This window comes from Flagellimonas chongwuensis (assembly GCF_013376415.1).
Classification (GTDB): Bacteria; Bacteroidota; Bacteroidia; order Flavobacteriales; family Flavobacteriaceae; genus Flagellimonas; species Flagellimonas chongwuensis.
Genome location: NZ_WYET01000001.1, coordinates 1,027,440 through 1,040,790, shown reverse-complemented (window position 1 = coordinate 1,040,790; position 13,351 = coordinate 1,027,440). Strand labels below are relative to the sequence as shown.

General features: G+C 36.8%; 13 protein-coding genes, 1 tRNA gene and 1 pseudogene. 9 read left to right on the top strand and 6 right to left on the bottom strand.

Features of this window, described 5'->3' with window-relative positions; genetic code table 11:
- Nucleotides 1-95 precede the first annotated feature (95 nt).
- The 8 genes and pseudogenes from GUA46_RS04545 to GUA46_RS04510 all read left to right on the top strand — a co-directional run bounded on the left by GUA46_RS04545 (nt 96) and on the right by GUA46_RS04510 (nt 6,361).
- A tRNA-Met gene (locus GUA46_RS04545) sits at nt 96-168 on the top strand.
- A 369-nt stretch (nt 169-537) separates the two neighbouring features.
- Nucleotides 538-1,373 (top strand): annotated as a pseudogene (locus tag GUA46_RS04540) (DUF932 domain-containing protein).
- A gap of 371 nt (nt 1,374-1,744) precedes the next feature.
- Nucleotides 1,745-2,023 (top strand): hypothetical protein, encoded by a 279-nt coding sequence (locus GUA46_RS04535; RefSeq protein ID WP_176618792.1) that lies wholly within the window; start codon nt 1,745-1,747, stop codon nt 2,021-2,023.
- An 11-nt stretch (nt 2,024-2,034) separates the two neighbouring features.
- Entirely contained in the window at nt 2,035-2,385 is a 351-nt protein-coding gene (locus GUA46_RS04530; RefSeq protein ID WP_176619464.1) for a single-stranded DNA-binding protein, read from the top strand.
- Between the two features lie 73 nt (nt 2,386-2,458).
- The gene (locus tag GUA46_RS04525; protein ID WP_176619463.1) at nt 2,459-2,908 is read left to right on the top strand and encodes a JAB domain-containing protein; all 450 of its coding nucleotides are present in this window, start codon (nt 2,459-2,461) and stop codon (nt 2,906-2,908) included.
- Nucleotides 2,909-3,351: 443 nt separating this feature from the next.
- Nucleotides 3,352-3,732 (top strand): BfmA/BtgA family mobilization protein, encoded by a 381-nt coding sequence (locus GUA46_RS04520; protein WP_176619462.1) that lies wholly within the window; start codon nt 3,352-3,354, stop codon nt 3,730-3,732.
- 11 nt (nt 3,733-3,743) lie between these two features.
- The gene (mobB, locus tag GUA46_RS04515) at nt 3,744-4,775 is read left to right on the top strand and encodes a MobB family relaxase (RefSeq protein WP_176619461.1); all 1,032 of its coding nucleotides are present in this window, start codon (nt 3,744-3,746) and stop codon (nt 4,773-4,775) included.
- A gap of 5 nt (nt 4,776-4,780) precedes the next feature.
- On the top strand, nt 4,781-6,361 hold the full coding sequence (locus GUA46_RS04510; RefSeq protein ID WP_176619460.1) for a type IV secretory system conjugative DNA transfer family protein: 1,581 nt from the start codon (nt 4,781-4,783) through the stop codon (nt 6,359-6,361).
- Nucleotide 6,362: 1 nt separating this feature from the next.
- On the opposite strand, the gene GUA46_RS04505 is transcribed toward GUA46_RS04510, so the two are convergent.
- Nucleotides 6,363-9,218, bottom strand: a complete 2,856-nt coding sequence (locus GUA46_RS04505) for a TrlF family AAA-like ATPase (protein WP_176619459.1) — start codon at nt 9,216-9,218, stop codon at nt 6,363-6,365.
- Nucleotides 9,219-9,576: 358 nt separating this feature from the next.
- Between GUA46_RS04505 and GUA46_RS16815 the strand changes: the two genes are divergently transcribed.
- Nucleotides 9,577-9,720, top strand: coding sequence for a hypothetical protein (locus GUA46_RS16815; protein WP_229418428.1), 144 nt, complete (start codon nt 9,577-9,579; stop codon nt 9,718-9,720).
- 9 nt (nt 9,721-9,729) lie between these two features.
- Here GUA46_RS16815 and GUA46_RS04495 read toward each other — a convergent pair whose 3' ends face one another.
- The 5 genes from GUA46_RS04495 to GUA46_RS04475 are packed head-to-tail and all read right to left on the bottom strand — an operon-like array spanning nt 9,730 to nt 13,350.
- Nucleotides 9,730-10,101, bottom strand: coding sequence for a hypothetical protein (locus GUA46_RS04495; RefSeq protein WP_176619458.1), 372 nt, complete (start codon nt 10,099-10,101; stop codon nt 9,730-9,732).
- Between the two features lie 7 nt (nt 10,102-10,108).
- The gene (locus GUA46_RS04490) at nt 10,109-10,966 is read right to left on the bottom strand and encodes a DUF4138 domain-containing protein (RefSeq protein ID WP_176619457.1); all 858 of its coding nucleotides are present in this window, start codon (nt 10,964-10,966) and stop codon (nt 10,109-10,111) included.
- Nucleotides 10,963-11,892, bottom strand: a complete 930-nt coding sequence (gene traM / locus GUA46_RS04485; protein ID WP_176619456.1) for a conjugative transposon protein TraM — start codon at nt 11,890-11,892, stop codon at nt 10,963-10,965. The genes GUA46_RS04490 and traM overlap by 4 nt, the downstream gene beginning before the upstream one ends.
- The gene (locus tag GUA46_RS04480) at nt 11,873-12,496 is read right to left on the bottom strand and encodes a conjugal transfer protein TraK (protein ID WP_176619455.1); all 624 of its coding nucleotides are present in this window, start codon (nt 12,494-12,496) and stop codon (nt 11,873-11,875) included. The genes traM and GUA46_RS04480 overlap by 20 nt, the downstream gene beginning before the upstream one ends.
- A gap of 11 nt (nt 12,497-12,507) precedes the next feature.
- The gene (locus GUA46_RS04475; RefSeq protein ID WP_176619454.1) at nt 12,508-13,350 is read right to left on the bottom strand and encodes a hypothetical protein; all 843 of its coding nucleotides are present in this window, start codon (nt 13,348-13,350) and stop codon (nt 12,508-12,510) included.
- Nucleotide 13,351: the final 1 nt, after the last annotated feature.

Genomic DNA, 13,351 nt, shown 5'->3' with positions numbered 1-13,351 from the left:
TATGGATTTTGAGCGGGATAGACGTTAAGTAAAAAGGAATATTAGGTTTAAGTTTGGAAATGATGAAAAAAGGGTTGTATATTTGCCGTCCACATCGCGGGGTAGAGCAGTAGGTAGCTCGTCGGGCTCATAACCCGAAGGTCACTGGTTCGAGTCCAGTTCCCGCTACTAGAAAAGACAAGGCTTCACAGAAATGTGAAGCCTTTTTTTATGGTGTGGGTACAACATAGGTACAACAATTTAGTGTTTTGATAGTCACATTCCTATTGAAGTTAATTACCTCTATTTGTGTTTAAATCCTATGAATTCTTAGGTGAAATAATATATTTCAATAAGCAGCAAACTTATTCTTCGTTAGAGGGTTTTATTATAATACAATATCCACGCAAGGTAAACTCGTAAAATACACCCATCAAAAGACTACGGCATAAAGCCATCGCGCCATCCTATGCTTATTTATTCCGTTTCCTTTTGAGCTGAGATTTTAGCTTCCGTTTGGGTTATGCTCAAATATTGTTTAATCTAAATTCAAAAGCTATGTATTTACAAAATTTGCAACAGGATGAAATCTTTGTTCCATCAGAAATGAAATCCTTAAAAAGTCTGACCCAGATGGAATCCCGACGAGGGCTTGAAAATGCCATTATATCAAACGGCAAAATCGTCAATGTGGTATCGAATAGCTACGGACACATTCCGAATCAACTATTCTTCAAGAAAGCTGAAGAAATGCTGACCGATGCACAACTGAATTTCCACAAACGCACAATCAATAAAAACGACAGGTCGTTTATTACTGACTTTATTATCGATGACAAAAGCCAGTTTACAGTCAAGAATGCTAAGGACTTGATACTACCGATGCTTCGGTTTAAAAATTCTTATGATGGAAGTGAGAAGACCTCTGGCCACCTCGGGTTTTATAGAAAGGTTTGTTCAAATGGTCTGCACGTTTCACAAGTGGAAATTGAGTTTTCCATCAAGCACAGTAAGAACAATACTCACCTAATTATGCCGAGGCTAAAAAATCTGTTCGATAAATTTCTGACTAATGAATTCTATACCATTACCAAGAATTTCGACAAGATGAAGGAATTTAAAATCATCGACATACAGGAATTTGTGAAGGCGATTCTCCACAGAACAAAATTGTTTAGATACGAATGTAGCGACAAGAATAGCGCCCCATCAAAAAAGTCTCGTGAAGTCATCGAAATCTTAAACTACGAAGCATTGTTGCTCAATGAAGAACCAAATCTTTGGTTGGGCTACAATGCATTCAATTCAGTACTACACAACGTCCTAAAGAAAAGCTTTGGCCAACAAGAACGGTTGGATAAAAAGCTGTTGATGAAGTCTATGCTATCGCATAAAATAAATAAAGGTTTATCCAGTACCTCAAACTGGATGGCTAAGTATATAACAGACGGTTACACCCAAACCCACTCAGCACATTCCCCTGCAATTCGCGAAAAGCTTCATAACGGGCAAAGAGCTTCACTAGAAAGGTCTTGGACACAATCCCCAATTTCAGCTTTCCATTCCGTTAACCCTTCCCGCCATGCTGGGAAGGGACACTACATTCCCGAGCCTAAATCGTGAATTAAGTCCGCTAAATAGGAATTCCATTTATTCATTTGATGCTACTTCCTATGTTTTAATATTTCACAAACGCCTTTAGAATTACTCCCGCACCCTCACTGTCATTCCCTTTTTTTAATAGCAAAATACCAACATTCGGAAGTTGAACGCACTGCATAAGCCAGTCGTACCTCCTTTTTATAAGTCCTTATCAATTCCAAATATTGAAAATGTATCAGCAACAAAAAAAGGTAACAGCGAGGGCGCTATAGGAAGTAAATCTAAAATGAATCTGAAATCTTATAAAAACATTCAAAAGGAAGTCGCACCAAAAAAAACCAAAAAAAAGGAAAACGCTCCAGATATAATAAGTAAATCATTTAAGAAAAATAAAAAAGCAATCTATCTGAAAGGTTCAGGTGGCATAATTAGTAATCTTTAAATCTTTGAATTATGAGTACTTTAAAAAATCACGTACAGTTAATTGGAAATGTTGGACAGGATCCACAAATCACGAACCTCGAAAGCGGTAAAAAAGTTGCCCGTTTTTCACTCGCCAATAATGAGTTTTATAAAAATGAAAAAGGCGAAAAAATACAGAATACCGAATGGCACACTATCGTGGCCTGGGGAAAAAATGCAGAAATTATTGAAAAATATGCCGGAAAGGGTAAAGAGATTGGAGTAGCTGGAAAACTTAAATCCCGTAGCTATGAGGATAAAGATGGAGTTAAACGGTATGTAACCGAAGTAGAAGCCAACGAAATTCTTTTACTAGGTGTAAAAAATGGCGGTAGCCAGTAATAAAAAGTAAGAGGGCGGGTACTTGTTCACGGTAACGCCCTCTTTCAGTTATCAACCCTTTAAAAAGTCAATAATGAAAACTAAAGTTAATGAAATATCGATAAAATATCAGGGAAATTTTAAAATCTCTCAGGCTCCTAAAATTACTTCTTCGTTGAGTGCATCCGAACTATTATTTAGTGAGTGGAATAAAGACCAGATAGGACTGCAAGAATGCTTTAAAGTTATGCTTCTTAATAATGCCAATAAGGTTAAAGGAATCTATGAAGTTTCTACGGGTGGAATTACCGGCACATTAGTAGATTTGAGAATCCTATTTGCGGTAGTTCTAAAGAGTTTGACTACCTCTGTTATTTTAGCGCATAATCATCCCAGCGGAACTTTAAAACCCAGTGAAGCAGATAAAAGGCTTACGGAGAAAATTAAAAATGCTGCTGTGTTATTTGATATCAAAGTCCTAGATCATTTAATTATTACTCCAGACGGTAATTACTTCTCTTTTGCAGATGAGGGACTGTTATAATAGAACTTCCTTATAAATTCTAAAAAGATCTGATTTTTCAGGTCTTTTTTATGGAATCTATTTTTCACTGAAATTCCAAAAAATTGTATCTTTAAAAAGCTGAAATTCAGCAGATATAATTTTTATAGCTATCCTAATTTTGACTTTCGCTGATAGCTGTATCCATCTATAATTTACAATTTGGAATTATTCGAATTCCGAAAAAAGCAATTTGTGTATAAGCAAATTGTATGAAATTTTGTCCGCTGTGCGGACGAAAATGGAATAGCAAGAGGGTAACACGCTGAGCGATGTTACGGATTCCATTTACGCTTTAATCATCTGATTATTAGTATTTTATAATCAGTCGATATTTTAAAGTTTCTACAATTTGCGTCAAACAGCTTGAAATAGCCTGTAAACAGGGGTGGATTTACGTCAAATCTTTAAAAAAGCGAAAGAAAATGGATTCATTCATTACAATTAGGTTTAAACGGAAAACTGCCAAACGTTTTCAAGAATTTTCGAAAACACACTTCAAGTCACATACTGAAGCAATGTCAACTATTCTCGATTTTTTCTTCTATAACGAAATATCGCCAAAAGAAAAATTAGGTCCAACGGGACGAACAATTGAAGCAAAACTTTCAAAAAGAATTAATGCAGTTATCGCCATAATGCGAGACGTGGAAAAGACACAAACAAAACCCACGGTAGCGATGATTCAATCCCTTTTTGAAACAGAAGAACCTACAAAAAAATCGCTGATTGTAGAAAAGAAATATGCCGAAGAAAAAAAGGAAGTACGCTTTCGCGAAAAGCAAAACGCAAGTAACCAACTTTAATTTTTTGAACTATGTACATCACAATAACACCTCAAAAGCTGGGTACTAATTATTCACAAAGTTCAGCTGATTTTGTGGGCTATTTAGAGAAAGAAAACGAGGGTCTGGAACAGCAAGAAATGGAACACTTTTTCAATCAATATGGCGATGAAATTTCCGCTGAAGAAGTGGTAAAAGAAATCGATGGAAACACCGCAAAATTGAAAAAGAAAGAACCCAAGTTTTATTCGATTACGGTCAGTCCGTCAAAGTACGAATTACGAAAACTTCAGAACAATAGCCAAGATTTAAAAACCTACACGCGTGAGCTTATGAAGGATTATGTTGCCAGTTTCAATCGAGAAATTCACGGACGACCCATAACCATAGATGATATAAAATACTTCGCTAAAATTGAACATCAACGAACCTTTAAAGGAACAGATTTTCAGATTAAAGAGAATCAACCTTACGCTTCAAAAATTCTTCAGCTAAAAACTGAAATCCGAAATGTTCAAGAAGGAAGAGCTGAAGGGAATATTAAAAGTATGAAAAGGGAAGTAGCAAAATTGGAACGCCAAGCACCGCATCAACAAAACGGAAAACGTATTGTCCAGGGAATGCGAAAAGATGGATACCAAAGTCATATCCATATCATCGTTAGCAGAAAGGATGCTTCAAATTCGGTTAGTCTTTCTCCAGGAAGCAAACACAAAGCTTCGGAAGTGGAAATGCACGGTAAAAAGGTAAAGCGCGGTTTTGATAGAGATACCTTTTTCGCTAAAGCGGAAAAAACGTTTGACAAGACTTTTGACTATAAACGCAACTTTGCAGAAACCTATAAAGCCCGAAAGGATTTTGTAAAGAATCCTAATCTATACTTCGCCGCCTTGATGAAGTTGCCAGCCAATGAAAAAGCATTGGCTTTCAAAATGATCACAAAAACGGGATTGCCCATAGTGCCAAGTATTCCAATTAGTCAAGCACAAATTGCACTTCGGGTTTTTAAGCAATTAAGACGTGGTGTAGAAGTGGCCATTAAATCAAGTTCAATAGGGATCTAATTGATATGGAGATAGACAATCTTATATCGGTACTTTCAATTATTGGTTTATCCAGTATGGTTTTCTATGCGATGTTTCGGGTTAGCAAGTATGCGTTTCTTTTGAATATCGCAATACTTTTATTTCTCATTTTCTTTATTTCTGAAGTGAATGAATTAGTATCAATATTGCTGTATCTAGCGTGTCCTCTAATGCTAATTAATATAGGGTTCTATGTCTTTCTACACAAAACTGAAACCGTGCAGAATAGCGATAGAAAATATCAAGTCAATTTTGCTACGACCAAAGGAAATTTCAAACTGGATAATATCAAGAGGGGCGCGTCCATAATAGGTTCTGCCGGAAGTGGAAAGACAGAAAGCGTGGTATACGGATTTTTAAAACATTTCCGGAATGAGGGCTTTTGCGGAATCATTCATGATTACAAGGATTTTGAACTGACTGAAATGGCGTACCCACTTTTTAAAGATAACGATATCCCGTTCAAGATCATTTCCTTCGATAAAATCATCCACCGGGTAAATCCTATTGCGCCATGCTATTTAGAGAACGAGGAAAGCGTAAATGAGGTGTCAAGGGTATTAATTGAAAATCTTCTGGAACAAAGGGAAAGCGGAACTACCGGAACAACAAAATTCTTTAACGATGCTGCCGAAGGTTTGATTGGTGGTTTGATTTGGAAGCTGAAAACCGACTATTCCAACTACTGTACGCTACCACATTTGATAGCGATTTATCAATTATTGGACACGGATAGCCTTATTCAGTTTTTGGAGACCAACACCATATCGAGGGCAATGGCAGATGCATTTATTAGTGGTAAGGATTCTGATAGGCAGACCGCTGGTGTAAAAAGCACCTTGGCCAATGCGCTGAAACGAATTAGTACACAGCGCATATTTATGGCATTATCCGCAGACGAAGTGCCACTAAATATTAATAGCGAGGATAATCCAGCAATCATTTCAGTAGTAAATAATCCAAAATATGAAACATCCTATTCGCCTGTTGTTGCAACCATTATTCACACCATTACCAAGCAAATGAGCGTACGCGCTCAGAGACCGTCTTTTTTATTGATGGAAGAAGCACCTACCATCCGATTACTGAATATGCACCGCATTCCGGCAACACTTAGAAGTTATGATATTGCTACTGTTTATGTAATGCAGGACAAAATTCAGAATGATATGATGTATGGCGATAAGGCAAGCAAAGCGATTTTGAGCAACCTATCCTACCAGTTCTTCGGAAAGGTCAATGACCCAGATACGGCTAAATATTACGAGCGTTTTTTTGAAATCATTAAAGACCCGACGAAAAGTATCAGTCGTGGCCATAATCTCGATTTTGATACTCGTATTACGACTGGCGAAAAAGAAATCCCAAAGATTAGAGCAGATGTGTTCTTTAGATTGAAACAAGGCGAGTTTATTACCTATGCCGATGGTAAGGATAAGAAAGTGCAGTTTAAATTAGCCCGAATTCAACGGCAGCTTCCTAAAGAAACCAAGCAATTTTCTCAGGCGGATTTAGCGGCTAATTTTGAACGGATTTATGATGAGGCGAGGTCAATATTTGGATAAATCAAAAGCCATACTTATCCTTTCTTAGCCTAAATGCCTTTTCACCACCTTCCATAACTGACGTAATTTCGTTCTTTATTTCTTTCGCATCAATAGCACCTTCTGCTTTAATAACACCCCTTGTTTGTGAGCTGGCATCCTTATAATCACAGCAGATAACTAATTCAGCATCACCATTAACTACTAAATTGGCATTATGGCTTGTGAAGACTAATTGTCTTTTCTTTTTTGCGTTCCAAATATTTCGGATTATCGAATCGATAGCTCGATTATCAATGTCGTCTTCTGGCTGGTCAAGTAACAAGGGCATTCCCGGTTGATTAAGTAGAACTGTAAGAAGTGCAGTAGCTTGTTGTCCAGCAGAAGCATCTCGAAAAGGAATTTCATCGCCGAGCTCATTATTGGTTGTATAAAAAAATTCCGGATTGAATTCCAATTCGGTTGCTGTTAATTGCAACCAATCATCGGTTGAAATTTTAGAATGAATTTTTAGTTTATGGTCTTCGGTAAAACCTGTTGAATCTAAAATTGGCGTTAAAGGTAAATCTTCTGGATTATCTTCGTCCAGCTTAAATTCAGCTAATAGTCTTAGTTCTTCGGAAACGGATATGAATTCAGAAATGGGGTCTGCTTTACTGCGAACATTTTCCAATAGTGCATCTATTCGTTCTTCTCTAATCCTAGTCCCTTCAAGTATTGAACGCAATTTTTCCTTGAAATTCGCAAGATTAATGTTCTTCGTAACTACTGCTTTTATAAGGTTGTTTGACAAATCCGTAAAATTTGTTGCTTGATCATTCAAGACACCAACTTTTTCTATATGCAGGTTTTTCCATTCTTCCTTATAGGTGTTATAATCATTCTCAGGATTTCCAAGCTCTTTAATCACAGATTTTCTTTCAGCAACTAAACTATTTATCTCGGCCAGACGGTTTTCAAGTTTTTTTATGTTCGATAATTGCTCTTGACTAGATTGGGACTTACCCTTGGCTGTTTCATATTCAGAATTAAACAAGGTTTCCTTATTTTCCCATTCTTCTACAATTTCATTGTAAGCCTTCAGTCCACTTTCGCTAAAAACATCCTTCAATATTTGAACAGCATCGTTGATGTTCTTAAATTTTGTTTTGATTTCGGTATCGAGCTTACTTATTAAATCCTTATTTTCAACATCATCAAGGAAAGGTTCTATAGGCTCTGGGTACAACTTCAAAAGTTTAATAAGTTCGTCTGTTTTGGAATCAAAAAGAGTCAGTTCAGATTCAGTATTCTCTATTATTGTTTTTTCTAACTCAAATCTTGATTTCTTATCAATCGTTTTTTGATCAACTTCTGAAATACCTTTCAACGATTCCCGAATACCCTTTACCTGTCCTTTTATAGAACTTCCTTCAATATTAAAATTGGCTATCTCGTTCTGTACTTTTTTCTTGCGAACCAATTGGTTATAGGAATTTTTTAGTTTTAGATTCGTTTCATCTAAATTGTATGAGATCCGCTCTAAGCTACTTTTTATAGGTTGCTCAATGAATCGCTTAAGCTCTTCTGTTTTTACACCTACATCGCTTAGCTGTTTCTGACTGTATGATTGGATAGGCAGCACCTTACGGATATCCTCTTCACTAACTTTTTGAAATTCGTTATCCCCGATTTTCAAAAGTATTTCTCTGCTTGCAGAATTTCTTTTAACGATATGGCGTACATCGTTTTTGACCATCGTTATTCGCACCTCACCACTAACAGCGGTCAATGTTTTCCTGATCAGGGTGTCTCTTCGATTCTGAATAATATCCAGCTCTTCGTAATTACCAATTTTTACTGTTTGGTCGCACAGTCCCCATCTGATGTATTCTAATATGGTTGATTTACCCGTTCCTCTTCCACCGATTAATGCGTTATACTGCTGGTTAAATTTGATATTAAAACTTCCTAAAAATTTTGAGTTTGTAACATCGATTGCTTCAATAAATATTTGTGGCATTTCTGGTTCGGCCTGGGATATTCTGGATTCTTTGGCCAAACACGCTTGCCTAATCGCCTCTGCGGTAGGTTCAGCCCATTTTACCCAAGTAGAATATTTTCCAAATTCACGTCCGTCTTCATACCTATTATCGGATGTAGAGACAAGGCCTATACTTTTATTACCGTAATTAACATCGCCACCATTAATTTTATTCTGATATCCCGATTCTTGCGAAATTTCTTTATCAACATAACCACCAACACAGGGCATTTTAATGTAATGCTCTTGGAAGCCTTGGCGTATTATTGAATGTTGACCACCTTTACCAACATTAGGTAGAACAATATATCTACCCTTGCAATAGTTTACTTCATCTAAAACTTTGTGAAGCTGAGATAGGTTATTGATTACCTCTTGGGAAATTCTTTGGGTTTGAACTGTCTGCCTATCGAATTTATCTGTAGGTTGTATACCGATAAAATTAAGAACAGAATTAAGATGTGTATCTTCGAAATCAGCGTCAAAAATAATTATAACTTGACTGGCTGGATTGGAAAGGCTGAGTTCAATACCTGGAAAGACTGTAACCATTTTTTCTGGTTCGCCCATCAATTCGTGTATTTCGTTCTGCTCTTTGGCAACTTTTCTTAAATGCTGGACAAAGACCACGTCGTGATGGTCAGTCATTGCGATGGCATTGATTCCAGAGTTACTTATTTTATCCAAGTATTCTTTACAAAATTGTTCTCGATTGTCTTCGATTTCCTGTTTTTCGATTTGTGATAAATTTGCTATTTGCTCAGCGTTTACACCAAAACGAGCACCTGTCCAATTAATGTCTCTTGGGCTGTGTACTTGAAAATCACATCTATAAAATTTTGCGCCTTTGTCCATAAAGTGTTTGATTTTTACAACCGCCAAAGTTAATTAACATTTTGAGTATTTTAACATTTCAATCCAGTTTAGTTTTTACAATCATGTTCTTATATTCGGAATAACTGTAGTCTTTTTGCAACCGTATGCATCTATCCTCACAATTTAATATCATTATCTTTACTGTCCGATTTTATTAAAACAATGACCGAAACAAACCGCATAGAATACAAACGAGAACTATCCGATGGACTTGAAAAGAGGTAATTGCATTTCTGAATTATCGTGAAGGTGGCATTATCTAGATCGGTATTGATAAGTAAGAGAACACTTTCGGTTTGGCTGATGCGACGGTGACCAGTTAAAAATTAAAGACAGGTTGAAGAACAATATTTGTCCTTCAGCTTTGGCTATTAATGAATTTGCCGTTGGTAAGCACATTACAGCTATCAAAAATAAAGGTTTTTTAGTCCGTCACGGTGATACAAGAGGCTCTTGGGAAATCAACCTCGATGAAAAATAGAAAACTCTATTAAAAAGGCGCTTTATCCTTTGAACCTCTTGCGGTAGCCAGCCATTTGCCTTCCTGTTTAACCAGTTTAAAAACACCAGGCGTTTTATCATAAGCTGTGGTATATTTTACCCAAGCCACGTTCCCCATAATCGTATCCTGCAAAACAGTAAAGTTGGAATCATCCTTTACCGTAGCATTAAACATATTTATAGTATTCATATAGTTAGAATATGCCTGTGGTGTTGAGTTAGCCTTTAAAGTTTCTTCATCTTTTTCATAAAAGCTTTCAATAACAATTTGGGCTGTGGCACTTGGCCCCGAGATTTTAGTTTCAGAATCAGCACAAGAAAGTAACAGCGCTATGAGCGAGAAAACAACAAATTTTTTCATATCAGTATTAATTTGGGTTATTAATATACCTATGCGATAGTTTCATTTTTATATTTCGTTCGCCATTCTTTTCATTCAATTCCAAAATTGCCCTCCGGTCATCAGATAATGAAAATTTGGATAATACATAAACAAAGCGAGCCGTTTCATTTTCCATAATCTTGGACGGCAGATTATGTTTATATATCGGTTCTTGATAGAGCCGTTGCAATGATTTTCTTTTTCCTTTTTGTCGAGTTTCAACTGATAGGTTCAAGAAATTCAAATCGTAATCCATTGTAGAAGTATTTTCAATCTCGATAACGAAATAGAGTTCATCCTTATCAAAAACAATGTTCTCTACGGTCAAGATAATACCTTCATTTCGTTTCTTGATACGTCCTATACGCTGTTTTCTATTGAGAAGATATGAGCAGAATTTTTGGTAATAATAGGTGCTGTTATCTACAAATTCTTCAGATGATTTTACAAGAATCGAATCCTTTAAAATCGGCCTTTCATTACCGATACTTTTGGATAACGGAATGAAATAATTGAGCTTAGAAAGCTGTTTTTTATACCTTACAATATACGAAAAAATCGAACCATTTCTATTGACTACCAGTAGATTACTTTCCTTCCCCGGCTTCGCTTGAAGAAGGCCAAAATACTGTTCTTCTTCACGATTGTAAGTAAATACAAAATTGTCAGAACCGGTTATGCCTTGGCGGATAGGTTCTGGGAAGAATAGCGCAACATTCTTGGTGTCGTTGGCATAAATAGTGTCAAGAGGTATGGGTTGCTGTTGTGCTGTAGCCTGTGCCAAGCAAAGTCGAGGTGCGAAAGTGTAAACAAATCCAATTAATATTAAGATAAAAGTTTTCATAGTTTAGGCTTTAGAATTAATCTATAGTTATTTAATACGGTTACTTTAACATTGCGATTGTTTCGTCTTAGGACTTTTGAGACACCGCCTACTTGCGGAATGGTAGGTATGTTAATGTCACCAATAATATCGTCCAAAACTTCGGTGGTGGCTTCTGCCCTGAAATTGTTCTGTACGTAGATGCCCTCGCTACCATCTGATAAATCAAAAGCCTTGAGTTTAGTAGGGTGGTGCTGTATGTTTTCAATTTCAATGAGCGCTCGGTTGGGTTGAAAGCTGATAAATCCAAAAACAGGTGTGTTCTTAGGCATTTCTTTACCACTTATGGTAGCAACTTTGGTAAGGCGCATTCGTAATCTGGTATTCGCTTTTACTACTTGATCGCCATCTACAACCACATAAATAGTTTCATCTGTATTGCCGATGATTGAAACTTCATTGAGTTTGGGCGCAGCAGCAAAGAACAATTGATGTTCCAATCCCAGTTCTTTCGCTTGGATTTTTTGTTCTCGTTTTACTTCTACAGAATCTATCTTTGAAACCGCTTTGCGAACAGTTCTTTTGTGTCCCAAGTTTTGGTATCGCTTTTCTGAATATTGGATCTTACCAGCTTCATATATGCTATCTACGATACGCTCTTTTTCGCGATCTGGAAGATCTGGGTCGTAAAATCCCAAGGAATCAATCAGTTTTTCATCATAAATGCTGGGCGCATTATTTTCACGTACTTTCTTCAAGTCGTTAATCGCATCCAGTTTGGAATCATACTCTTTTTGATCTTCTTCTAAATCTGGAACTAATGTTTGCTTAAGGTTTTCAGTTTCACTTTCATCATCGCCCATTACCATTACGGAATAAGAAATGATGAATATGACAATCACGGCCAATACTGCTGCAAATACTATTTTATTCTTTTCTACTTTCATCGTTTAGTTTTTTTAAGGTGTTCTCGAAATAGTTGGTAATTAATAATCCGTGCGGATTGTTGGGGAAGTTTCTGTCAACCGTAATCAAGTTTCCGGTGGAAATCAACTCATAGGTGTCGATGATTGAACCTCTATTGATTTCAAAAATGGTGGTTGTTATAAAACTATACGAGCCATTATTTTCAGATAGTCGTGAATCGATGCTCAGTACTTTTTGAACCAAGGAATACTGAAGCAACCTGTTGTAAACACCATCCGCTTTTTTCTGGCGGTAGAGATTGTCCACGGAACTATTGCCCAACCACAATGCCTTTTCCAAATTGCGTTCATAATTACTCGCATCTATGTTATAGAAGTAGTTATGGAACAGATCCAAATGTGCTAAAGCTTCAACCCGAAAATTTTCCTTTTGGGTTACGAGCTTCAGCGGAATTATACTGCCATCGGTATTGATAGCAAAGGCACTATTAAGGGCTTTTTGATTGGTGTTGAATACCATCCAAACCGAAAATGTGCTGGATAGTAAGGCGCAGACAACTACTGCCAAAACGATAAACCGATTCAATTTTAGGACGCTGTAAATGTTCTTGTAAGGTGTTTTCATTCTGAAAATATTTAGTTGGTAAATAGTCTTAGCGTAAATGACGTGGCACGTTTATATAGGGTGAATTTCAAGAAAACAATAAAACCTACTGATCCCAACTGAACCACAGGTGCAAAAAAGCCCTGGCCAACCTCTGTTCCAAAAAGGTTGACCCAAAAATTGGTGTTGATTTCCGTATATATGGCATTGATAAATATATTGACCAGAAAGAAAGCTGGCACCAGCATAAACACCGCTGCATATAGTTTGAAGAACGTATAGGCGAGCGAACGAAACTTTTCAAAAACTGCAAGACTAATGACCAAAGGAAAAAATGCTTGCATTATTCCTAAAAGGAAGAAGCGCTCTGCTAAGAATAGCGGGTAGATGAACAAATCCAATATCCAAAGTAGGGTAGTTAAGATAAATGCCAATATTTTAAAACCGTATAAAGGTGTAACCAGGGCTTCATATAAAAGTGTCATCGCTGAACTTGCGGCATCAAACAAACTTACGTCTTCCTCTAATGGAATATCCTGCATTTGCAAAGGCAATAATGCTGGTGCTGTTCCTCGATATTGTTCTTCAATGGCGACTAAAATGCCATCAAAAAATCCCAATACCTGAGTTGAGAATATGACCAAGATGACAATGGTAAAATTCTTGACCAATTCACCAGGACTCAATCCCCAAGTGTAACCGTCCTTCTCTGCAATTCCTTCGTTATATTTTTTAAGGATGTTGACCAAAAAGAACAAGACAGCGAGCGTTTTCATTCCCGCAATTGTGTATTGCGAAAAATTGCTGGCTTGTATGGTCTGGAAAATGGTATCGATATATTCCAAACCAATTCCTAAGAGAATGGTCGCGTTCATT